The 21,733-nt window shown below is 63.6% G+C and carries 26 protein-coding genes; 15 read left to right on the forward strand and 11 right to left on the reverse strand.

What is annotated here, in order from left to right; genetic code table 11:
* Positions 1–21 precede the first annotated feature (21 nt).
* Positions 22–1,635: a sensor histidine kinase gene (locus tag AC1RRJ_RS13710; RefSeq protein ID WP_493123596.1), complete on the reverse strand. Its 1,614-nt coding sequence runs from the start codon at positions 1,633–1,635 to the stop codon at positions 22–24.
* A complete protein-coding gene (locus AC1RRJ_RS13715; RefSeq protein WP_088474032.1) occupies positions 1,628–2,338 on the reverse strand; it encodes a response regulator transcription factor in 711 nt (236 codons plus the stop codon). Before AC1RRJ_RS13715 ends, AC1RRJ_RS13710 begins: the two co-directional genes overlap by 8 nt.
* A gap of 325 nt (positions 2,339–2,663) precedes the next feature.
* On the opposite strand from AC1RRJ_RS13715, the gene AC1RRJ_RS13720 reads away from it, so the two are divergent.
* From AC1RRJ_RS13720 to AC1RRJ_RS13730, 3 genes are read left to right on the forward strand one after another with little or no spacing between them, the layout of a single operon-like run.
* Positions 2,664–4,265: a phosphoenolpyruvate carboxykinase gene (locus AC1RRJ_RS13720; RefSeq protein WP_493123598.1), complete on the forward strand. Its 1,602-nt coding sequence runs from the start codon at positions 2,664–2,666 to the stop codon at positions 4,263–4,265.
* A 50-nt stretch (positions 4,266–4,315) separates the two neighbouring features.
* Positions 4,316–4,768: a hypothetical protein gene (locus tag AC1RRJ_RS13725; RefSeq protein WP_493123600.1), complete on the forward strand. Its 453-nt coding sequence runs from the start codon at positions 4,316–4,318 to the stop codon at positions 4,766–4,768.
* 38 nt (positions 4,769–4,806) lie between these two features.
* The gene (locus AC1RRJ_RS13730) at positions 4,807–5,163 is read left to right on the forward strand and encodes a hypothetical protein (protein WP_493123601.1); all 357 of its coding nucleotides are present in this window, start codon (positions 4,807–4,809) and stop codon (positions 5,161–5,163) included.
* A 104-nt stretch (positions 5,164–5,267) separates the two neighbouring features.
* Here AC1RRJ_RS13730 and AC1RRJ_RS13735 read toward each other — a convergent pair whose 3' ends face one another.
* Positions 5,268–7,112, reverse strand: a complete 1,845-nt coding sequence (locus AC1RRJ_RS13735; protein WP_493123603.1) for a DUF885 domain-containing protein — start codon at positions 7,110–7,112, stop codon at positions 5,268–5,270.
* 126 nt (positions 7,113–7,238) lie between these two features.
* The gene (locus AC1RRJ_RS13740; RefSeq protein ID WP_493123605.1) at positions 7,239–7,655 is read right to left on the reverse strand and encodes a DUF3597 domain-containing protein; all 417 of its coding nucleotides are present in this window, start codon (positions 7,653–7,655) and stop codon (positions 7,239–7,241) included.
* Between the two features lie 177 nt (positions 7,656–7,832).
* On the opposite strand from AC1RRJ_RS13740, the gene AC1RRJ_RS13745 reads away from it, so the two are divergent.
* A complete protein-coding gene (locus AC1RRJ_RS13745; protein WP_493123607.1) occupies positions 7,833–8,465 on the forward strand; it encodes a DUF937 domain-containing protein in 633 nt (210 codons plus the stop codon).
* A gap of 37 nt (positions 8,466–8,502) precedes the next feature.
* Here AC1RRJ_RS13745 and AC1RRJ_RS13750 read toward each other — a convergent pair whose 3' ends face one another.
* The 3 genes from AC1RRJ_RS13750 to rplU form a co-directional block, all read right to left on the reverse strand.
* Positions 8,503–9,099: a GNAT family N-acetyltransferase gene (locus AC1RRJ_RS13750; protein ID WP_493123609.1), complete on the reverse strand. Its 597-nt coding sequence runs from the start codon at positions 9,097–9,099 to the stop codon at positions 8,503–8,505.
* 239 nt (positions 9,100–9,338) lie between these two features.
* Positions 9,339–9,608: a 50S ribosomal protein L27 gene (gene rpmA / locus AC1RRJ_RS13755; protein WP_088474039.1), complete on the reverse strand. Its 270-nt coding sequence runs from the start codon at positions 9,606–9,608 to the stop codon at positions 9,339–9,341.
* A gap of 42 nt (positions 9,609–9,650) precedes the next feature.
* Positions 9,651–10,061, reverse strand: coding sequence for a 50S ribosomal protein L21 (gene rplU, locus AC1RRJ_RS13760; protein ID WP_493123611.1), 411 nt, complete (start codon positions 10,059–10,061; stop codon positions 9,651–9,653).
* Positions 10,062–10,289: 228 nt separating this feature from the next.
* On the opposite strand from rplU, the gene AC1RRJ_RS13765 reads away from it, so the two are divergent.
* Positions 10,290–10,811, forward strand: coding sequence for a hypothetical protein (locus AC1RRJ_RS13765; protein ID WP_493123613.1), 522 nt, complete (start codon positions 10,290–10,292; stop codon positions 10,809–10,811).
* A gap of 30 nt (positions 10,812–10,841) precedes the next feature.
* Here the strand turns inward: AC1RRJ_RS13765 and pspF are convergent, their stop codons facing one another.
* Positions 10,842–11,879 (reverse strand): phage shock protein operon transcriptional activator, encoded by a 1,038-nt coding sequence (gene pspF, locus AC1RRJ_RS13770; RefSeq protein WP_493123615.1) that lies wholly within the window; start codon positions 11,877–11,879, stop codon positions 10,842–10,844.
* A 171-nt stretch (positions 11,880–12,050) separates the two neighbouring features.
* On the opposite strand from pspF, the gene AC1RRJ_RS13775 reads away from it, so the two are divergent.
* The 10 genes from AC1RRJ_RS13775 to AC1RRJ_RS13820 all read left to right on the forward strand — a co-directional run bounded on the left by AC1RRJ_RS13775 (position 12,051) and on the right by AC1RRJ_RS13820 (position 15,728).
* Positions 12,051–12,221 (forward strand): hypothetical protein, encoded by a 171-nt coding sequence (locus tag AC1RRJ_RS13775; RefSeq protein WP_493123617.1) that lies wholly within the window; start codon positions 12,051–12,053, stop codon positions 12,219–12,221.
* 100 nt (positions 12,222–12,321) lie between these two features.
* A complete protein-coding gene (gene pspA / locus AC1RRJ_RS13780; RefSeq protein WP_493123619.1) occupies positions 12,322–12,984 on the forward strand; it encodes a phage shock protein PspA in 663 nt (220 codons plus the stop codon).
* Between the two features lie 12 nt (positions 12,985–12,996).
* Positions 12,997–13,272: an envelope stress response membrane protein PspB gene (gene pspB, locus AC1RRJ_RS13785; protein WP_493123621.1), complete on the forward strand. Its 276-nt coding sequence runs from the start codon at positions 12,997–12,999 to the stop codon at positions 13,270–13,272.
* Between the two features lies 1 nt (position 13,273).
* The gene (gene pspC / locus AC1RRJ_RS13790; RefSeq protein WP_493123623.1) at positions 13,274–13,654 is read left to right on the forward strand and encodes an envelope stress response membrane protein PspC; all 381 of its coding nucleotides are present in this window, start codon (positions 13,274–13,276) and stop codon (positions 13,652–13,654) included.
* A gap of 50 nt (positions 13,655–13,704) precedes the next feature.
* Positions 13,705–14,004: a hypothetical protein gene (locus tag AC1RRJ_RS13795; protein ID WP_493123624.1), complete on the forward strand. Its 300-nt coding sequence runs from the start codon at positions 13,705–13,707 to the stop codon at positions 14,002–14,004.
* Positions 14,005–14,017: 13 nt separating this feature from the next.
* A complete protein-coding gene (locus AC1RRJ_RS13800) occupies positions 14,018–14,335 on the forward strand; it encodes a hypothetical protein (protein WP_493123626.1) in 318 nt (105 codons plus the stop codon).
* Positions 14,336–14,347: 12 nt separating this feature from the next.
* The gene (locus AC1RRJ_RS13805) at positions 14,348–14,596 is read left to right on the forward strand and encodes a hypothetical protein (RefSeq protein WP_493123628.1); all 249 of its coding nucleotides are present in this window, start codon (positions 14,348–14,350) and stop codon (positions 14,594–14,596) included.
* 28 nt (positions 14,597–14,624) lie between these two features.
* A complete protein-coding gene (locus AC1RRJ_RS13810) occupies positions 14,625–14,888 on the forward strand; it encodes a hypothetical protein (RefSeq protein WP_493123630.1) in 264 nt (87 codons plus the stop codon).
* Positions 14,889–14,913: 25 nt separating this feature from the next.
* Entirely contained in the window at positions 14,914–15,168 is a 255-nt protein-coding gene (locus AC1RRJ_RS13815) for a hypothetical protein (RefSeq protein ID WP_493123632.1), read from the forward strand.
* A gap of 149 nt (positions 15,169–15,317) precedes the next feature.
* Positions 15,318–15,728 carry a SufE family protein gene (locus AC1RRJ_RS13820; RefSeq protein ID WP_493123634.1) on the forward strand — a complete coding sequence of 137 codons (411 nt, stop codon included), beginning with the start codon at positions 15,318–15,320 and terminating at the stop codon, positions 15,726–15,728.
* Between the two features lie 102 nt (positions 15,729–15,830).
* On the opposite strand, the gene AC1RRJ_RS13825 is transcribed toward AC1RRJ_RS13820, so the two are convergent.
* The 3 genes from AC1RRJ_RS13825 to AC1RRJ_RS13835 form a co-directional block, all read right to left on the reverse strand.
* The gene (locus AC1RRJ_RS13825; RefSeq protein WP_493123636.1) at positions 15,831–19,316 is read right to left on the reverse strand and encodes a TonB-dependent receptor; all 3,486 of its coding nucleotides are present in this window, start codon (positions 19,314–19,316) and stop codon (positions 15,831–15,833) included.
* Positions 19,317–19,587: 271 nt separating this feature from the next.
* A complete protein-coding gene (gene clpX, locus AC1RRJ_RS13830) occupies positions 19,588–20,859 on the reverse strand; it encodes an ATP-dependent Clp protease ATP-binding subunit ClpX (protein ID WP_088474052.1) in 1,272 nt (423 codons plus the stop codon).
* A gap of 169 nt (positions 20,860–21,028) precedes the next feature.
* Positions 21,029–21,679: an ATP-dependent Clp protease proteolytic subunit gene (locus tag AC1RRJ_RS13835; RefSeq protein ID WP_493124139.1), complete on the reverse strand. Its 651-nt coding sequence runs from the start codon at positions 21,677–21,679 to the stop codon at positions 21,029–21,031.
* Positions 21,680–21,733 lie beyond the last annotated feature (54 nt).

Here is a 21,733-nt window from a genome sequence, read left to right on the forward strand (position 1 = left end):
CAAGGCGGATACCGGGCGTGGCTATCCCGTTTCGGTATGGTTTTCGCGCGCCGGACGCGCGGGCAGGGTGATGAGCAGGCTGGCGCCACGTTTGCCGTCCTCCCGGTCGCGCGCGGCGATCGTTCCCGCATGCCCCTCGATGATCGTCCGCGCGATGGCGAGCCCGAGGCCGCTGTGGCGGCCGAAGGCTTCGCCGTCGGGGCGTTCGCTATGGAAGCGGCGAAAAATGGCATCGCGTTGATCGGGGTCGATCCCGGGTCCGTCATCGTCGATGCGGATATGCACCTCATCGCCCAGCCGGGTCGCGGCGATGCAGACGAGCCCGTTTTCGGGAGAAAAGCTGATCGCATTGTCGATGACATTGTCGATCGCGCGTTCGAGCCGGTGGCCGTCGCCCATCACCGTCGTGGTGTCCTTGCGCGGGCGGGCGAAGGCGATGCGCGGCTGGCCCGGCCGCTGGTCGGCGCGCGCGGCGCGGCCGGCGAGCATCGATTCGATCATCATCCCGACGTCGACGGGTTCGAACAGGGTGCGCGACAATTGCGCGTCGACGCGGCTCGCCTCGCTGATGTCGCTGACCAGCCGGTCGAGCCGGCGGACATCTTCGTCGGCGATCGCCAGCAATTGCGCGCGTTGTTCGCCGGTCTGGACGCGGCCCAGCCCTTCGATCGCCGAACGCACCGAGGCGATCGGGTTTTTGAGCTCGTGCGTCACATCGGCGGCGAAATGCTCGCCGGCGTCGATGCGCTCGCGAAGCGCTTGCGTCATGTCCGAAAGCGCGCGGGCGAGGGTGCCGATCTCGTCGCGGCGGCTGGGCAGTCGGGGAACGACAACTTCGCGGGCGCGACCCAGCCGCACACGCACCGCAGCGCGCGCAAGCCGGCGCAGCGGACGGACGATGGTGCGCGCGAGGAAGAGCGAGAGGAGGACCGAGGTCATCAGCACCACCGACACGACGATCGCGAGGCGGAAGCGTTCGGCGCGCACGGTGCGCGTGATGTCGCGCGCGTTCAGCGTCATCAGCACCGTTTGCGGCGTTTCGAGATCGACGACGCGTGCGGCGCTCAAAAGCGGGGTGCGTTCGGGGGCATAGCGAAAACGGATCGCCACATCGCCGCTCCGCTGCGCCTCGACGACTTCGGGCCAGGCGGCGGCGGTATCGATCGCGGGTTCGTGAAAATCGGGATAGCTTGGCGCGCCGACGATCCAGTCGATGCCGCGGTCCATCGCGCGCGCGGCGTCGCGTTGCCAGGCCTGCAGGTCGGGGTCGCGCAATGTGTAGGTCTGCGGTCCGGCTTCGAAGCTGTCGAAGCTGCGCTTGCCGCCGGAATCATAAAAGCGCAGCCGCGATTCGGTCGCGGTTGCGAACTCATCGACCAGCCGCTGCCGCTGGTCGGGCCTCGCTGCCTCGAGCGCGGCGTCGAGCATCGCCAGCTGGTCCTTCATCACCTCGATGCGCGTATCGACCAGCCGGCTGCGATATGTATCGAGATAATAAAAGCCGCCCGCGAGCATGGCGACCGCGAGAATATTGACCGCGAGAATGCGCGTCGTCAGCGACCAGCGCGACGACCAGACGAGCGGCGATTCCTCCTGCTCGGCGATACTGCCTTCGGGCTTTTTCGCGTCACGCATCGTCGGCAAAGCGGTAGCCCGCGCCATAGAGGGTAGCGATCGCATCGAATTCGGGGTCTACCTCGCGGAACTTGCGGCGCAGGCGCTTGATATGGCTGTCGATCGTACGGTCGTCGATATAGACATCGTCCTGATAGGCAGCGTCCATCAACTGGTTGCGGCTGCGCACGATGCCGGGGCGCGACGCGAGCGTTTCGAGGATGAGGAATTCGGTGACGGTCAAGGTGACGTCTTTCCCGTCCCAGGCAACCTTGTGGCGCGCCGGATCCATTTGCAGCCGGCCGCGGGTGATTGGTTCGGCGACGGGTTCGTCATCTTCGCTCGGCAGATTCTTGTTGAGTTCGACGCGGCGCAGGATCGCGCGGATGCGTGCGATCACCAGCCGCTGCGAGAAGGGCTTGGCGATATAATCGTCGGCGCCCATCGCGAGGCCGAGCGCCTCGTCGATCTCGTCATCCTTGCTGGTCAGAAAAATGACCGGAAGCTGGCTCTTCTCGCGCAACCGGCGCAGCAGCTCGAGCCCGTCCATTCGCGGCATTTTGACGTCGAAGACAGCAAGGTCGGGCGGATTGTCGAGCAGCGGCTTGAGCGCGGCTTCGCCGTCCGAATAGACGCGCGTCACGAACCCCTCGGCCTGGAGCGCGATCGACAACGATTGCAGGATGTTGCGGTCGTCGTCGACCAGTGCGATGGTTGCCGTCATGCTCTTTCCGTTGGCGGTATTTTGCAGTGATTAGCCGATCCGGCGCGCAGCGACAACCGCGTGACGGAGGAGGGCATTTTTCCCCTGAAACAACCGCGCAAGGATGCGCGATTGTACCGGTCGACCGACCGCCGATATCCGTGCACGGGCGGCCCGTAAGGGTGCTTTAATCTTTTGACCTCTTGGGTCATCCTCGCTAACGCGACAGCCAATTCACAGAATCGGCGTCACGTCGGCACCCATGGAAATGCGGGCCTCCCCATGTGTTCGGGATCATCCGCATACCTATGCAAAGGGGCCCGGACGCCTAGGGAAAGGCAAGGCTATGACTCGCATTTTGATCGGTGACGCGGCAGTGGAAACCCGGGCCGAGGTTGCCGAAAACTGGGGCACCGCGCAGCTCGTCGAAGATGCGATCCGTCACGGCGAAGGCCTGCTCGCCAAGGATGGCCCGCTCGTCGTCGAAACCGGCAAGCACACCGGCCGGTCGGCCAAGGACAAGTTCATCGTCCAGGACGCCGAAACCGCCGACACCATCTGGTGGGGCAAGACCAATGTCCCGATGACCCCCGAACATTTTGCCGCGCTCAAGGCCGATTTCTTCGCGCACCTTGCCGAACGCCCGCGGATCTATCGCCAGCAGCTGTTCGGCGGCTCGCAGCCCGAACATCGCGTCAGCGTCCAGGTCGTCACCGAATTTGCGTGGCACAGCCAGTTCATCCGCACCTTGCTCGTTCGCCCGACCGAGGAAGAGCTGGCGGCGTTCGCGACCGAATATACGATCATCGACCTGCCGAGCTTCCGCGCCGATCCGGCAAAACATGGCTCGCGCACCGAAACCGTCGTCGCGGTCAACTTCTCCGAAAAGCTCGTGCTGATCGGCGGCACCGCCTATGCGGGCGAGATGAAGAAGTCGGTGTTCGGCATCCTCAACTATCTGCTCCCCGTCGACGGCGTGATGCCGATGCACTGTTCGGCGAACATCGGCGCGAACGGCGACACCGCGGTCTTCTTTGGCCTGTCGGGCACCGGCAAGACGACGCTGTCGGCCGACGCGTCGCGCACGCTGATCGGCGATGACGAGCATGGCTGGTCGGACACCGCGGTCTTCAACTTCGAGGGCGGCTGCTACGCCAAGATGATCCGCCTCTCGCCCGAAGCCGAGCCCGAGATTTTCGCGACCACCAAGCGCTTCGGCACGGTGCTCGAAAATGTCGTGATCGATCCCGCGACCCGCGAGCTCGACTTCGACGACAACAGCCTCGCCGAGAATAGCCGCGGTTCGTATCCGATCGACTTCATCCCCAACGCATCGACCGAGAATATGGGGCCGGTGCCCAAGACGGTGATCATGCTGACCGCCGATGCCTATGGCGTGCTGCCTCCGATCGCCAAGCTGACCCCCGAACAGGCGATGTATCACTTCCTGTCGGGCTATACCGCACGCGTTGCCGGGACCGAAATCGGCGTGACCGAGCCCGAGGCAACCTTCTCGACCTGCTTCGGCGCGCCCTTCATGCCGCGCCATCCGTCGGTGTACGGCAATCTGCTGAAAGAACGTATCGCCAAGGGCGGCGTCCAGTGCTGGCTCGTCAACACCGGCTGGACCGGCGGCATGGCGACGATGGACGGGATCAGCCGCATGCCGATCAAGGCAACACGCGCGCTGCTCAACGCCGCGCTCGACGGCAGCCTGAACGATGCCGAATTCCGCAAGGATCCGAATTTCGGCTTCGAATATCCGGTCGCTGTGGCCGGCGTCGACAGCGCGATCCTCGATCCGCGCGAAGCCTGGGCCGACAAGGCCGCCTATGACCGCACCGCGCAAACTTTGGTGCAGCAATTCATCGACAATTTCGCGCAATTTGCCGAGCATGTCGACGAAGGCGTTCGTCAGGCTGCCCCGCAGGCGGCCGTCGCAGCATAATTCCGCCCGGTCCTTCCGGGTGGCAAGATCACCCGGAAGGACCGGACGAGATGACCACCGACTATACACCGCGCCTGTTTGCCCGCGACGATGACATCCGCGCGATCGGCGAAGGGCTGCTCGCCTGCGCCCTGCCGCGCGAAGCCTGGACGCATGAGGCGCATCTGGGCGCTTGCCTCTGGCTGCTCAGCGAGCGTCCCGACGTCGATGTCGACGCCGAGATTGGCGGCATCATCCGCCGCTTCAATACGAGCGTCGGCGGGGTCAATGATGATACCCAGGGCTATCACGACAGCATTACCCGCGCCTATGTCGCGGGGGTGCGGCTTTTTCTGTCGGAGACTGGCGAGACGGGCCTGACCGCGCGTGTCAACGCGATGTTGCTGTCCGACGTCGGCCGTCGCGACTGGCCGCTGCGTTTCTACAGCCGCGACCTTCTGTTCTCGGTGGCTGCGCGGCGGGGATTTGTCTCACCGGACCTCGCGCCGTTGCCTTCGGCGTGATAGTCTCGCGCCGGGTTCTTCCACAAGGAGCGCATGACATGAGCATATTGGACAATATTCTTGGCCAGATTTCGGGGAATGACACGGTGACGAACCTCGCCGCGAAGGTCGGTCTGTCGCCCGAACATGTCGAATCGGCCATCGCCGCGCTCGCCAAGCATCACCCGATGCAGGGCGATACCGCCGAGGGGGCCGCCGCAGCGACCGGGCTGCCGCTCGAAAAGCTGCAGGAAATTGTCGGTCAGATCGGCGGTGAAGGCTCGCTCGGTCGCTTTGCGACGATGCTCCGGGAGGATGGCGCCTCGGGGATACTCGGCGCGCTCGACCGCGACGGCGACGGCAACCCGCTCAACGACCTGGGCGGCATCGCCGGATCGCTGTTCGGCAAGAAATAGCGGCCCCCCGGGTGAGCCGGGGGCAATGACAGTCGGGGACGAAACGGATTGATTCGCCATCCCGGGCTTGCCCCGGGATGGCGAGAAGGGCGAGTGAGACTCCCTCAGGCCTTCGCCCCCGCGATATAGGCGTCGACATTCTTCGCCAGCACGTCGAGCGGTACATTGCCGCCTTCGACCACGACATTGTTGAAATCGCGCAGGTCATATTTCGCGCCCAGCGCTGCCTGCGCCAGTCCACGCTGGCGGTTGATCTCGCTGTGACCGACCTTGTAGCCGCACGCCTGTCCCGCCCAGCTGCAATAACGATCGACTTCGCTCGCGACCTCGAGCGGGTTCGAACCATTTTGCTCGACGAAAAAGCGCACGCCTTCTTCGCGCGTCCAGCGTTTGGCGTGGATGCCGGTGTCGACGACAAGGCGGCAGGCGCGGAAGGCGATTGACTGGAGATAGCCGAGACGCCCGACCTCGAAATCATCATAGAGGCCCAGTTCGTCGGCAAGCTGTTCGGCATAAAGGCCCCAGCCTTCACTATAGGCGTTGAACGCCAGCATCGAACGGATCAGCGGCATCTGGTTCGCATATTCGCCCTGCCAGGCATGGCCGGGTATCGCCTCGTGCATCGTCAGGTCGGGCAGCGAATATTTGCTGTGCAATTCGGTGGTGCGCAGGTTGATCCACATCTTGCCGGGGACCGAGCCGTCGATCGAGCCCGCGCCGCCATAGGCCGCGGGCGCGCCGGGTTCTTCGGCGAGCGGCAGGCGCTTGACCTCGACATTGCCCTTCATCAGCGTGCGAAAGGCATGCGGCAACTGCGCGCGGATCTTGCCGAGCCATGTCTGGATATAGGCGACGATTTCGGCGCGTCCGGCATCATTGTCGGGGAATTTATACGCCGGATCCTTGGCGAGTGCATTCATCCGGTCGCCGACCGAGCCCTGCGTATAGCCAAGTTTCCTGAGGATCGGGTCCATCCGGCCATGAAGTTCGGCGAGTTCATTGCGGCCCATCTGGTGGACCTCTTCGGGGGTCATGCGCGTCGTCGTCGAGGCGCGCAGCGCCCAGGCATACCACTCGTCGCCGCCCGGACGTGCCCACATGCCGGCGTCCATCGTCGCCTTGCTGCGCTGCGCCTTCAGCTCGGCGAGCTGGCGTTCGAGCGCGGGGACGACGGCGCCGCGGGTGATCGTTTGGGCGCGCGGGCCCCAATTGCCCGCGATTTTGCCCTCGCGCGTGCGCTTGGCGAGGCTTTCGACGAGGCCGCCACCCTGCCGGGCGTCGGCAAGGCTTGCCTCCATCTGCTTGACCGCCTTGTCGATCAGGAAGGCGGGCGCGATCAGACCCTGTCCGCCCGCGGCCTTCAGCCGGTCGGTCTCGCCGTCGAGCGCAGCGGGATAAGCGTTGAGCCGCGAGAGATAGGCTTCGGCATCGGCGGCATTTTTGACCGGATGGTCGCTGTCGAGGAATTTGGGCACGTCGAGATAGGCGCCGACATTCTGGATCACGACATAGGGCGTGTTGCGCCAGCCACCGACCGCCACGTCGCCATAGGGCAGGGCAAAGCCGTCGAGCGCGACGCCATAGGCGCTTTCGACAACCGCGAGGCTGGTGCGCGTCTTGTGGTCGAGGCCCTTGGTATCGACGGCGCGGACGCGCGCGACGTCGGCTTTCAACGTGGCGGCGAGCGCCTGAACCCCGGCGGCCGAACGATCGCCGAGCTTCGCGCGCATTGCGGCGCGGGCGCCGGTGTCGATGCCGAGCGAGGTCGCGCCCTCGGGCGAATGGGAGAGGAGGTTATCGGCGACCGACGCGAGCAGCGCGTCGGCGCTCGATGTCGCGGGGGCCGGGGCCGCCCATGACGGCGCGGACAGCGCCAGACCGGCGGTGCTGGCGCCGAGCGTGGCGAGGGTCTGGCGGCGGCTGAAGGGGGTGGAAAGACTGTCGTGCACGTGAGCGCTCCCTTGGCGACTTTGTTTCGTATGAAACCTGTCTGGAGCGGAGGCACGCAGTGGTCAATGAAAAGGGGCGGGAAAGCGTATGCCCTCCCGCCCCATGTCGAAAATTATCGCGATCCGTCAGTCGGTGAGGGCAGCGGGCACGCTGCCGCCATTGGCGGCGAGTTCGCGCATCACGGCCTTGTGCAGCCAGATGTTCATTTCGGCGCTGCCGTTGCGTTCGCCGGTATAGCCAAGTTCCTCGGCAAGCAGTTTGCGGTTGTCGAGGCTGGGGTCGATGCCGACCAGCTTCATCAGGTCGACGATCGAGCTGTCCCAGTTGAGCGGCTGGCCGGCGTTGGCGGCCTGTGCCGACAGGATCGCGACGACATCGACTTCGCTGATCGTCGCCGGGGCAGCAGGGGCAGCGGCCATGGCGCTTGTTGCGGCGTCGAGTGCGGATCCGACGGCGTTTGCCGACGCGGACGGTGCGGCGGGCTCTGCTGCCACGGCTTTCTTGCCGAAGATAGCGTCCTTGATACTGCTGAAAATGCCCATGAACTTGCTCCCATCAGGTTGCGTCGCGGCCCCCGGGATGGGGAGTCGCATCGCTGCATGCTAAAGTTACGCACAGCCAAATGACAGTAAAATGAACATCTCGTCCTTCGCCCGCGCGCTGTTATACTAACGCCGCATCGGCGCGGTTCGATCCGCGCCGGAGAGGGAGATGAGCAAATGAATCTGACCGACATCCTGGCCCAGGCGGGCGGCATCGAATCGATGGCGAAAGAACTTGGCGTGTCCCCCTCGATCGCGAAAGCGGGCGCCGACGCGCTGCTCCCCGCGATCCTCGGCGGATTCAAGAAACAGGCGCAGGGCGGCGGGATCGAGGGCCTCGGCGGGCTGCTCGGCCAGCTCGGCGGCGGCGGCTTGCTCGATTCGGTGCTGGGGTCGCAACCGACCCCGGTCGATCAGGGCAATGACGTGCTCGGCCAGATTTTCGGATCGAAGGATGTCAGCCGTACTGTCGCCGGACAGGCGGCGGCCCAGACCGGGATCGACAGCAGTCTGCTCAAGCAGATGCTGCCGATACTCGCGATGATGGCGGCGGGCTATATGGCCAAGCAGAGCGGCGGCCAGTCGGGCGGCGGCGGGCTTGGCGACCTGATCGGCGGTGCGCTTGGCGGTGGCGGATCGGGCGGCGGTCTCGGCGGAATGCTCGGCAATGTGCTCGGCGGCGCGCTGGGCGGCGGTGCGGCGCCTTCGGCGTCCGGCGGCCTGGGGGGGCTTGCCAACATGCTCGACCTCGATGGCGACGGCAATCCGCTCGACGACATCATGGGTATGGCGAACAAGCTCCGGGGTTAGGCTGCCTGGCCCCTCTCGCGAGCGGGAGGGGCCAAGGTCAGGCAGCCATCAGGCGGAGTTCCTGACGAAAATCCTCGTCCACCCCGATGCGGGTTCGCATCGGGGTGACAGAGCCATCGGCGTCACCGGCGCCTTCTTCGAACAAGGCACAGTCGAACAGGCCGCCTCGCGCGACGCTGTAGCGCTGGGCGATGCGCCCGGTAGGGCGAAAGCCGAGCTTGCGCAGCACCGCGCCCGACGCCGGATTGTCGGTGAAATGGCCCGCGGCAAGCCGGGGCATATGCATGGCGCGGGCGATGCGGATGAGCTGGCGCCCTGCCTCGGTTGCGAAGCCAAGGCCCCAATAGGGCCGCGCGATCCAGTAACCCATCTCGAGCGCCCCTTCGGGGTCCGGCGAAATGCCGCAGCCGCCGACAAGGCGCGGGGCGCCGCCGGTGCGGGCGAAGATCAGGAAGCGCGGCTGCGCCGGATCAATCGGCTTGCCCAGAAACTCCTGGGCCTCGGTCTCGCCATAGGGCCAGGGCGCGGTCGCGAGATTGCGGACAACGCTTTCCTCGCCGATGGCCTGCGCCAGCGCGGGCGCATCTTCCTGCCAGCCGGGCCGCAGCAACAGTCTTTCGGTACGCGCAAACATCTTGTCACTCCCATTTGCCTGTCGCCCTGGCGCCAGATGGTGACGCTTTGACGACAATCGATGTGGAGGGAGATGGAAGGCCCGATTTTCACGCCTGACCGCTAGTGTGCGGATTTCAGGCAAGAAAAAAGGGAGTCCGGGGGTGACCCGTCTCCCTCTTTTCGAACCTGGTTTCCGCTTGTGGCGGAAAGGACAGCTCCGGGTCATCCCTTGGCAGGACGACCCGTCAGCGATCGTCCTTATTCGGCGGCAGCGGCCATCATATCGACCGATACATATTTACGGCCAAGCTTGCCGTCGTGGAATCGGACGCGGCCTTCGGCGGTTGCGAAGAGCGTATGATCCTTGCCCATGCCGACGTTGACGCCCGGATAGACGCGCGTGCCGCGCTGGCGAATAATGATGTTGCCGCCGATCACTTCCTGACCGCCGAACTTTTTCACGCCAAGGCGACGGCCGGCTGAGTCGCGACCGTTGCGCGATGAACCGCCTGCTTTTTTATGTGCCATGAGGGATGCTCCTTAAATCTGGGCCGAGCTGCGTTACCGCGCTCAGGCTTCCTTCTTGGGGGCTGCTTTTTTGGCAGCGGGCTTGGCAGCGGCTTCGGCAGCCGGAGCAGCTTCAGCCTTCGGTGCGGCTTCCTTTTTCGGCGCGGCCTTCTTGGCATCACCGACAGCGAGGATACGCAGCAGCGTCAGCGACTGGCGATGGCCGTTGCGACGACGGTAGTTGTGCCGACGACGCTTCTTGAAGACGATGACCTTTTCGCCGCGCGTCTGTGCGATGATCTCGGCCGAAACGGTCAGACCGTTCGCGTCCTTCACTTCGCCGCCGTCACCGGCCAGCAGAATGTCGCCCAGCGACACGGTATCGCCAGCTTCGCCTTCGATCTTCTCGACGGCGATTTTGTCTCCAGCGGCGACGCGATATTGCTTGCCGCCCGTGCGCACGATTGCGAACATGGTCTTCCATCCAATCAAAAAACTAAGTCACCCGCGCACCAGTCACCCGCCGAAGCTGGCGATTTTTCCGGCATGCGGGAAAGTCAGCGCCACTAGCGAGCCATGCCGTTGCTGTCAACCGCCAAATCCCGTGCTTTTTGTCCAAAAGCCCGCTGCGCGGCGGATTATCGCGCGCATCGCCGATTCGGCACTTGCTGCCTTGCTCGCCCCCCCATATCAGAGACGGCGATGAAACGCGTTTTTCTTTTGGGTCCACTGATCCTGGCGACGACTCCGATGCTGTCGGGGTGTGCCGCCGCACAGGGAGGCGATGCGCCATCGCTTGCCAAGCGGCCGGTCGAAGGGCGATTCGATGTTGCGCCGCCCGCAGTGGTCGTGGCGCCGCCGGGTCCGCTTCCCGCCGATCTCGCCGGGCGACTCGCTCGCTGGGAATCGGATGCAGCGAGCGCGCAGCAAGCCTTTGCCGCCGAACGCAATTCGACCGCATCAACAGTTTCCGCTGCCGCCGGAGCGCCGGTTGGCAGCGAGCGCTGGGTCGTTGCCCAACAGGCGATCTCTCGCCTGACCGCCGCGCGCGCGCCGCTGACGGGGGCGCTCGCCGACATCGACCGCCTCTATATCGAGCGCAGCGTCGATGAGGCGATCGACGGGCTTCCCGATATTTACGCGTTGCGCGACCGGTTGGCCGATATGGCCTCGGCGCAGGATGCCGTGCTCGATTCGCTGAATGCGCAGTTGCCGGGGCGGTAGGCGCGTCCTGCGCCCCCGCGACGGCGACGACTACTGATTCAGCCCGTGCTTTTTCAGCGCGTGGCGAATCTGGTCATAGCTTAACCCCAATGCCTCGGCCGCGACCTTCTGGTTGAAGCGGCAGCGCGCCATGGTCTCGGACAATATCTGCCGTTCATAGGCATCGACCGCGGCGCGCAGGTCGCTGACGGTGCCGGACGATGGGGGCGCCGCCGGACTCGTGATCGAATCGGGTGCCCGGGGCGGTGGTGCACTGTCTTCCACTTTGGGCAGAGGGGTGCGCGCAGCGGGGCGCCACGGGCTTTCGAAAGGGTCGAAGCTCAGTGCGTCGACTGGCCGTTCGGGGTCGGCCCAGCGATAGATGGCGCGTTCGATGACGTTCCGGAGTTCGCGGACATTGCCCGGCCAGTCATGGCCCTCCATCGCCGCGAGCGCGCGCGGGCCAAAGCCCGGCCATTCGTCCCAGCCGAGCACTGCCGCCATGCGCTGGCCGAAATAGGTGGCGAGCACTTCGATGTCGCCTTCGCGCGCGCGCAGCGGGGGCAGGGTGATCACTTCGAACGAGAGGCGATCGAGCAAGTCGGCGCGAAAGCGGTTGGCGTCGACCAGTGCGGGCAGATGTTCGTTGGTCGCGGCGACAATGCGGACGTCGACGCGAATCGGGCGTGAGGAGCCAACGCGCGTCACCTCGCCATATTCGACCGCGCGCAGCAGGCGTTCCTGTGCGCCCATCGACATGGTGGCGAGCTCGTCGAGAAACAGCGTGCCGCCGTCGGCTTCTTCGAAGCGGCCGGCGCGGGTACGCGTCGCGCCGGTAAAGGCGCCGGCTTCGTGGCCGAACAATTCCGATTCGATCAACGTCTCGGGCATCGCTGCGCAATTCAGGATGACATAGGGGCGGTCCCAGCGCGTCGACAGGCGATGGAGGCGCTCGGCGATCAATTCCTTGCCCGTCCCGCGTTCGCCGATCACCAGCACCGGACGATCGAGCGCCGCGGCCTGACTGGCGCGGTCGACCGCGTCCTGGAAGGTGGCCGACTGGCCGATAAATTGCGTTTCGCGCTCCATTCCCAATCATTGGCAAATTTTCCCGCTGATTGGCAAGAGAAATGCGGCTGAGGGCTTGTTCATCGCTCCCAATTGGCGCTTTTCCGGGCTGCTTGGCAATTGGCACAGCTCCTGCATAGTATTCGTCGAACCGGCGCACACCGTGCCGGCGCAGCAGAGGAAGGTTCGACCATGTCAGTGATGTTTGCCCAGGCCACCAGTTTCGCGCTCAGCGCGGCGGGAGCGCTGGCCATCCTCGTCGGCGTGATCGAGCAGCCGCAAATCGCCACCAGCCTCACCGGCGCGCCCGCCGCTACGCTGGTCGATGCTGCCACCTCCCCGGCGGTCAGTCCCTTGGCCTGACCGGAACTGGTGCCGGGGCTCTCTCCCCCCTTGCCCCGCCCCGGCACCAGCCTTTCAATAACAGACAACAGGTCTCAAGATTTTCGACAGGAGTTTTCAAATGGGTATTTTTTCACGAACCCGCGACATCATCGCCGCCAATGTCACCGACCTGCTTGATCGGGCCGAAGACCCGGAGAAGATGATCCGTCAGATCATCTTCGAGATGAACGAAACGCTTGTCGAAGTTCGCGCCTCCGCCGCCCGCACGATTGCGGACCAGAAGGAAATGCGCCGTCATATCGCCAAGCTGGAAAGCCTGCAGGACAGCTGGAAGGAAAAGGCCGAACTCGCGCTGTCGAAGGACCGCGAAGACCTCGCCACCGCCGCGCTCGTCGAAAAGCAGAAGGCTGGCGACATGGCCGCGCGTCTGAAATCCGAAATCGCGGTGCTCGACGAAACGCTGGCGGGTTATGAAGGCGATATTGCCAAGCTGCAGAAGAAGCTTTCGGAAGCGCGCACGCGCCAGTCGAGCGTCGTCACCCGGCTTGAAAGCGCCGAAAACCGCTACAAGCTGCGCGAAATGACCAATGGCGACCGCGTCGAAGATGCCTTCTCGCGCTTCGAGATCCTCGAACGCCGCGTCGATGAGGCCGAAGGCCGCGCCGATGCGCTGGGCCTCGGCTATAAAAAGTCGCTCGATGAGGAAATCGCCGAGCTGCAGGCCGCCGACCAGGTCGCCGACGAACTCGCCGCGCTGAAAGCTGCGCAGGCCAAGAAGTAAGGGACGGGGCCGATGGAAGAAATCATCATCATCCCGATCGTCATCGGGACACTCTTCCTCGGTCTGCCCTGGCTGATCCTCCACTACATCACCAAGTGGAAACAGGCCAAGACGCTGACCGGAGAAGATGAACAGCTGCTCGACGAACTTTACGATACGGCTCGCCGGCTCGAGAATCGTCTACATACTGTCGAACGCATCATCAGCGCCGACCATCCCGACTTCCGCCCCGCGGTGCGTAGCGATGAAGACCTGGCGCGACTTGAAAATACGACCAGGAGGAACTGAGATGTCTGCCAGCCGCACAAAATTCTACCTCGACAAACAAAACGCCAAATGGCGCGGCGTGTGCTCGGGAATCGCGGACTATAGTGGTGTCGATGTCCTCTGGGTCCGCGTCGGCGCCGTCCTCCTCACCCTGATGGGCGGTTTCCCCTGGACGCTGATCGCTTATGTGATTGTCGCCTGGATGGCCACGCCCAAGCCGTTCGCCCTTTACGGATCGAACGAGGAAGCGAAATTCTGGCAGGGTGTGCGATCGAACCCGACCGCGTCGACCCGCGACATCAAGTCGCGCTTCCGCGACATCGACCGCCGGCTCGCCGACATCGAACAATATTACACCAGCCACAACCGCCGCCTCGCCGACGAAATCGACGCGCTTCGGTAATCGGGCGCCGACGGACCGAGGACGGTTGAAGGGCAACAGGGAGAAAGAAGATGAGCTGGGGTGGTCCTACCTTTGTGATCGCGATCATCGCACTGTCGATCGGCGGCTGGATGTTCACGACATGGATCCGCGCAAAGCATGGTTATCCGGTCGAAAATGAATGGGGCGGCACGGTTCATCGAACCGACGCCGACGCTGATCGAAAAATCGCGCTGCTGACCGACGACAATGCCAAGCTGGCAGACAAAATCGGCCGGCTGGAGGATCGGATTTCGGTACTCGAACGCATCGTTACTGACACCCACGGCCAAGCGGCGCAACTCGCCGGCCAGATCGACCGGCTGCGCTGAGAGGGACAATATAATGAATCTCGAATTTCTGAATTCTGTCGCACCGATCATCGCCATCATCGGCGTCCTTGGTGTCGGCGGATGGATATTCACCACCTGGTTGCGGATCAAGCACGGCTATCCGCTCGAGAATAGCTGGGGCAAGGCGGTCTATCCCAAGACCAGCGACGAGGCGATGGAACGCGTCAAGCTGATCAGCCAGGAAAATGCCCAGCTGCGCGCCGAACTGGGTTCGGTGAAGGACCGCCTCGCGGTGGTCGAGCGCATCGTCACCGACGAAGCCGGCCGGCTGAGCCACGAGATCGAGGCGCTGCGGCGTCCGTCCAACTAAGGAAATATGATCATGGGTGACGAAATCTGGATCCTGATCCCGCTGGCGCCCTTCCTCCTCGCCGGTTTTATCTTCTGGTCGAAGCATCAGCAGAAGATGATCGAAAAACAGTCGGAAATGACCGCCGAGAAAGCCGCCCAATATGCGGCGCAGACCGAACGGTTGGAAACGCGGGTTCGCGTTCTCGAGCGGATCGTGACCGACCGCGGTATCGACGTTGCCGACGAAATCGAAAAGCTGCGCGACGCGCCGCTCAACTAGAACAAGACATACGGAAAGGATCTTCCCCATGGGCCCATTTGAAATGGTTGTCGGCATCGTTCTGATCGTGACGATCGGCAGCATTGTCCGCGCGAAGCACGGCATCCGCCGCGATCCCAAGGGCGGCGACTATCTGGTCGCTCAGGACAATGGAGAAACCAGGGCGCTGCAGGCCGAAATCCGCGCGCTGAAGGAACGCATCCAGGTGCTCGAACGCATTGCCACCGACCACAACCGCGCCGCCAGCCTCGATGAAGAAATCGAAAAGCTGCGCGACCGCTCTGTCCCCTGATATGTGACGAAGAAGGAGCCGAACCATGGCCGCCATCACTTCCGATCTTGCGACCAGCCTTGTCCCCGCCGCCGTCGCGCTGATCGCGCTGACGATCATGAGCCTGGTCGCGCTGCGCGGCTGGCGTGACTGGATCCAGCTGAAGCGCGAGGAACTCGCCGCGGGGCATAGCGCCCAACACGACCCCGCCGTCCCGCACGCCGGGTCGCGGATCGAGATCGCCGACCTCAAGGAACGGCTTCGCAAGCTCGAGGCGATTGCCGCAGGGGTCGATCTTTGACCCTTTGCCGCGGTTGTTGCGTGCGCAGTGAAGCAATTCGGGGCCGCCTTGCTCCGCCCCGGATTGCTTCACTCCGCGCGCAATGACCATGCAGGGGACGGGCGTCTTGCCCCTTTCGCCCCGGCGCGGTTTCTGCCAGTGCGCATCGCATGCGCAGCCTCTCCGACATTTTCGACGAATATGACTTTCTCGACGGCGACGATCGTTATCGCCTGCTGATCGAACTTGGCCGCACGCTCGAGCCGATGCCCGACGCGCTCAAGACCGACGCCACATTGGTGCGCGGCTGTTCGGCGAGCGTCTGGGTCTATCCCGTTCCGCGCGACGATGGCGCGCTCCACTTCCTTGCCGACAGCAATGCCGCGATCACCAAGGGGATCGTCGCGCTGGTGCTTTCGGCGGTGCAGGACAAGCCTGCGGCCGAAGTGGCGGACATGGACGTCGCGGGTGCGCTCGCGCCCTTTGAGCTCACGCGCCAGCTATCGTCGAACCGCACGCAGGGCGTGCCCAACATGATAGCGCTGGTGCAAGAGACTGCGCGGCGTATCGCTGCGGACTGATTCCGGTCAGCGACGGGCGCTCCGCTGATATATTTCCATCGGGTATGAAAAAGGGCGCGGGAATTGTTTCCCGCGCCCTTTTCTGTTGCAACTGCCGTTCGATCAGAAGTCGTACGATACGCCAACCTTCAGACGCCACACCGACGAGCTGACGTTGATCTGGTTGTCAGAATTGAACGTTCCCACGCCGCTGACGCTGGTGAAGATGTAGCGGCCCTGGGCATCGATATTGCTGACCGTGGCAAGATCCTGACGTCCGGCGAAGTCGCGGCGACGCTGGACGTTCCAGTCCCGATCGAGGAAGTTCAGGAAATTGTCCATCGTGGCATAGAGCTTGATCTTGTCATTCTTGCCGAACAAGCGGCCCGGACCCGGGATTTCCTGCGAGAGGGACAGATCGATATCAAAGAACCAGTCGTTCGAGCAGGTGTTGCGCGGGATCGAGCGACCGATATATTTCTTGGCGCAGCCGAGCGAGTTGGTGAAATCGACCAGGCTCTTCATCTGGTCGGCCGTGATCGTCGATTCGGGCGATACGTTGGGATCGACCGGATTGAGGCCCTTGGGCAGATAGATCAGCGCATTGTCTGACCCCGACACGCTGTCGCCGAACACCGAACCGCCCGAGAAGGTCAGGCTGTACGGACGGCCCGAGCGGCCGACGAAGCTGATCCCAAGGCGGGTGCTGAGGTCGTTGAAGAATTCTTCGCGGAAATTCAGCTGTGCGGTGATGTTATGCTTGCTCGAGAAGAAGCCACGCGATTCGGCGGGGTTCTGACGATCGAACGCGGCGGTGTTGTCATAGTTCGACCCTGCGGTCGAATTGTACATGTTCCGGCGGTCGTGCGCGTCGGTATAGGCATAGCCGATGCTGAAGAAGGTCGAGCCGTTTTCGGTGAACAGGCCGCGGTCGAAGTTCTTCGACAGGATGAACGATGCGATCTGGCTGGTGTAGCCAGGGCCGTTGGTCAGCTGGAGCTCGTCGTCGCGCTGGGTGTTGAAGCAAACGGCGTTGACATTGCTGTACACCGGACCCGGGTTCTGGCCGGTGAGCTTGGCCGTGCAGCCGACGACGTTGGGATCAAGCGACCGGTAGATCGGGCGGCCATCGATCGTGTAACCGTTCAGGCCGATCGCCGGTCCGGCCGTACCGCCCCCGGCGGTGAGCCAGGTTGCCACAGCCGGCGACGCCGACAGATCGACGAGCGTATAGGGGTTGCGGAACTTGCTGTAGATATAGTCGAGGTTGACGTTCCAGCCGCTGAAGAAGCCGCTGTCGGCAAAGTTCAGTTCCGACGAGAAGCCGATATTCGCGCGGAGCACGGTCGGCGACTTGATGTTCGGATTGACCGACTGGGTATCGCCCAGCCCCGCCGCTGCACTGGCGATGCCGTCGGCAGCGATACATTTGGGAACGCCGGTGAACTGGCCGTTGGTCAGAACGCTGATCTGTCCGGTCGGGCAATTGGCCGACTGGCTGGTGCCCTGCGAGAAACCGCGACCGTCGTTCTGGAATGCATTGCCGAACCAGACGAGCGGATCGCCGCCCGAGAAGATGCCGACGCCGCCGCGAATCTGGGCCCGCGAGAAGACCGCAAAATCCTTCATGTCGTATGTCATGGCGAGACGCGGCAGGACCACCGGCGGCAGGTTGCTGAAACCGATCGCGTTGGTCATGCCATAGCGCCGGAAAAATTCCGGATTATGCTTCGGCGCGCCGCCGTCGTACCAGTCGGCGCGCACGCCGATCACGGCGCTCAGGCTGTCGGTGATTTCCCAATCATCCTGCGCGTAGACCGAATAAAGGTCGCGTTTGAAGGCTGCGGCAGCGTCGTTGATGTTGCCGGTCGACGAGAAGTTGCCGAAGGCGCCCTCGACCGCGCCGCTGACGACGTTGCTCGGCGTGTTGGTCGTGTTGTTGTTGCCGGTGCCCGGCGACAGCAGGCCGGCGCGCAGGTCGGCGATGCTGCGGAAGTTCAGCGTACTGGTCGCATTCTGAACGAACAGGTTGAACAGGTTCGCATGGTTCCACTCGAACCCGATCTTGAACTTGTGGTTGCCGGCATCGAGTTTGGCCACCGCACGATATTGATCGACGGTGGTTCGCAGGTCGTTGGCCGAACGCGAGAAGCCGGGGCCGACTTCCACCGCGCCATCAGGGGTGCCGACGGCGTTGCGGATGCCGACGACGATGCGCGGGATCGGGTTGGCCGACTGGGCTTCGCCGCCGCCGAACGGATCCTGCAAATCGCGTACTTCCGAACGCGAATAGCGCAATTCGGTCGAGAGGTTGTCGTTCCACTGCGAATAGAGGCGGCCCGAATAATAGTTCGATTTGGTGCCGCTCTTGTAGAAGGTGTTCAGGCCGACGATGGTGTTGGCAAATTGACCAGTGGTCGCCAGATCGTCCGCGCGAACGGTGCTTTCTTCCAGCCGCTGATAGGTCGCTTCCAGACGGTGCTGGTCGTTGATCTGCAAGTCGGCGCGGACGAAATAGCGATCGTTGGTGAACGGACGATTGGTCACGAGCGGACCCGAATCGATCTTGTAAACGTCGCGCAAGACCTGGGTGATCTCGTTGAACTGCGCCACGGAAACGCCGGGCGTTTCGGTGGTGAAGTCCCCGCCATTGGGGCCTTCGTCCTGCGACTGGCCGGCTTCCTGATGCTCATAGGCGCCATAGATGAACAGGCGGTCCTTGATGATCGGGCCGCTGAAATAGCCGCCCCAGCGCTTGTCGGGCTTGATCGAGACGACCGGGCGCCCGGCGACGTTTTTGCCGCGCAGGCCCGCATCGGTATATTCGAAGAAGCCGCCGAAATGATAATCATTGGTGCCCGACTTGGTCACGACGTTGATCGCGCAACCGGTGAACTGGCCATAGTCGACGTCGAACGGCGCGAACTGCACCTGCGTTTCGCGAACCGCATCATAGGGGATCGGGGTCGAGCTGCGCGACGAGAAGCCGGTGTCGTTCAGGCCGTAGATATCGCCCTGGCTGATGCCGTCGACGGTGAAGGAGTTGCCGCGATCATTGCCGCCGAGGCACGAAACGCGATCCTGGCCCGAACCGCCGTCGTCGCGGTCGAGGCTGACGCGCGGATCGAAGCGGATGATATCGCGGACGTCGCGATTGAACGACGGCGCGGCGATGAGGGTTTCGCCCGCGAAGCTGGTGCCGGGGCCGACTTCGAGCTGGGTGACCTTGACGCGCGAACCGGTGACGACGATTTCGCCGCCGCCTGATGCAAGCGCGAAGGTGAGTTCGGTGTTGCCCTGCAGCGAGGTATAGACGTCCTGGATCGTCTGACCTTCAAAGCTGTCGGCGTTGACGGCGATCGTGTACGGACCTCCCGTGGTGAGGCCGGTCGTCGTGAAGCGGCCGTCGGTGCCCGTGGTGATGGTGCGCGCAGCGCCCGTGCGGGTGTCGGTGACGACGACGGTCGCGCCGCCGATTGCGGCGCCGCTGTCGTCCTTGACCTGGCCCTGGATGCCGGTGGTGATCTGCTGTGCCTGGGCTGGTGCCGCGATGACGGTCGCGACGCTGATAGCCATCAGGCTAGCGGCGATCGAATAACGAAGTTTCATGTCAGGATGTCCCCTATTTTTAGCGTCTGGCAGGCGCGGCAAATGGGGCGCGCTTGACCTGCGAGCGCCCCTGACGCCCGCATGTGGCACGATTGTGACAGCAAATGTGACAGTGCAAGCCGCGAGGGGGCGTGCAGTCAGCCAGGCGCCGGGAAAGCGCGAATTTGCGTCGCGGCCCGGGAGTTATCCACAGGCCACGATGCGTTTTTTCCCGCAACTGTTGCTGCAATGCAACATAATGAAAGGAGCCGCGCCGCTGGCGCGACTCGATTCAGGCGGCGTCGCCGGCCGCTTCCTTCGCCTTGTCGGCGTAAACGCGCACCGGATCCTTGCGGCCTTCGACGACATCCTTGTCGACGACGATCTCGACGACATCGGTGAGGTCGGGCAGGTCGAACATGGTGTCGAGCAGGATCGCTTCGACGATCGAGCGCAGTCCGCGCGCGCCGGTTTTGCGTTCGATCGCCTTTTTGGCGACCGCGACCAGCGCATCGTCGGTGAAGGTCAGCACGACCTCTTCGAGATCGAACAGCTTGCGATACTGCTTCACCAGCGCGTTCTTCGGCTCGCCCAAAATCTTGACCAGCGCGTCGATGTCGAGATCCTCGAGCGTCGCGATGACCGGCAGGCGGCCGACGAATTCCGGGATCAGGCCGAATTTCAGCAGATCTTCGGGCTCAATATTCTTCAGCACTTCGCCCATGCGGCGCTCGTCGGGGCCGGCGACATGCGCGCCGAAGCCGATCGATTTGCCCTGCAGGCGGTCGCCGATGATCTTTTCGAGGCCGCTGAATGCACCGCCCGCGATGAACAGGATGTTCGTCGTGTCGACCTGGAGGAATTCCTGCTGCGGATGCTTGCGCCCGCCCTGCGGCGGAACGCTCGCGGTCGTGCCTTCCATCAGCTTGAGCAGCGCCTGCTGCACGCCTTCGCCCGACACGTCGCGGGTGATCGACGGATTTTCGGCCTTGCGGCTGATCTTGTCGATTTCGTCGATATAGACGATGCCGCGCTGCGCCTTTTCGACATTATAGTCGGACGATTGCAGCAGCTTGAGAATGATATTCTCGACATCCTCGCCGACATAGCCGGCTTCGGTCAGCGTCGTTGCGTCGGCCATGGTGAAGGGCACGTCGAGGAAGCGCGCGAGCGTCTGCGCGAGCAGGGTCTTGCCGCTGCCGGTCGGGCCGACGAGCAGGATGTTCGATTTCGCCAGTTCGACGTCATCACCGCGGCCGCTGTTGGCGAGGCGCTTGTAGTGATTGTGCACCGCGACCGACAGCACGCGCTTGGCGACATTCTGGCCGATCACATAGGCGTCGAGATGCTGGCAGATCTCCAGCGGCGTGGGCACCGCGCCATCCTTGCGTGCGGCGATTCCGCCCTTGATCTCTTCGCGGATGATGTCGTTGCACAGTTCAACGCATTCGTCACAGATGAACACGGTCGGCCCGGCAATCAGCTTGCGGACTTCGTGCTGCGACTTGCCGCAGAAGGAGCAGTAAAGGGTGCTCTTGCTGTCCGAGCCGCTTAGTTTCGTCATATATATTCCTCTGGCGGGCGCCAAAAGGGCGCTGCCGCGTTCATCCTAGCCCGCGGTCACCCAATTACAATATGGCAATTGGGTGACACGGGGACAATGTCTGCCTGGCAGAGGACGGTAAATATGGCGTCAAGAAACGCGATTGCCGTCCCCTTGCCGGGCAGAAATATCAGGGCGTCGGGCCTTCGCTGACGTCCTTGGGGGCATCGCCATCGGTCGCTGCCGGGCGGCGGTCATAGACCTGGTCGACGATGCCGAATTCCTTGGCTTCGTCGGCCTCGAGGAAGGTGTCGCGGTCCATCGCCTTTTCAATCTCTTTCAGCGACTTGCCGGTATATTTGACATAGAGATCGTTCATCCGCTTGCGGATGCGGAGAATCTCGCGCGCCTGGATTTCGATGTCCGACGCCATGCCGCGCGCGCCGCCCGAGGGCTGGTGCACCATCACGCGCGCGTTGGTCAATGCGACGCGCATGCCGGGTTCGCCTGCGGCGAGCAGGAAGCTGCCCATCGACGCTGCCTGGCCGATGCACACCGTGCCGACGCGCGGACGAATATATTGCATCGTGTCGTGAATCGCCATGCCCGCGGTGACGACTCCGCCCGGCGAGTTGATGTACATCCAGATGTCCTTCTTCGGATTCTCCGATTCGAGGAACAGCAGCTGGGCGGTGATCAGCGAGGCCATCTGGTCCTCGACCTCGCCGGTGACAAAGATGATCCGCTCGCGCAGCAGGCGGGAGAAAATGTCAAAGCTGCGTTCGCCGCGGCTCGTCTGTTCGACGACTACGGGTACCAGCGCACTCAGCGGATCGATCATCGGGTATTCGTCCTTCATTATTGGAGCGCCGCGCCGAGAACCGGCTGGCTGGCC

This window comes from Sphingopyxis sp. GW821-FHT12C06 (assembly GCF_058807415.1).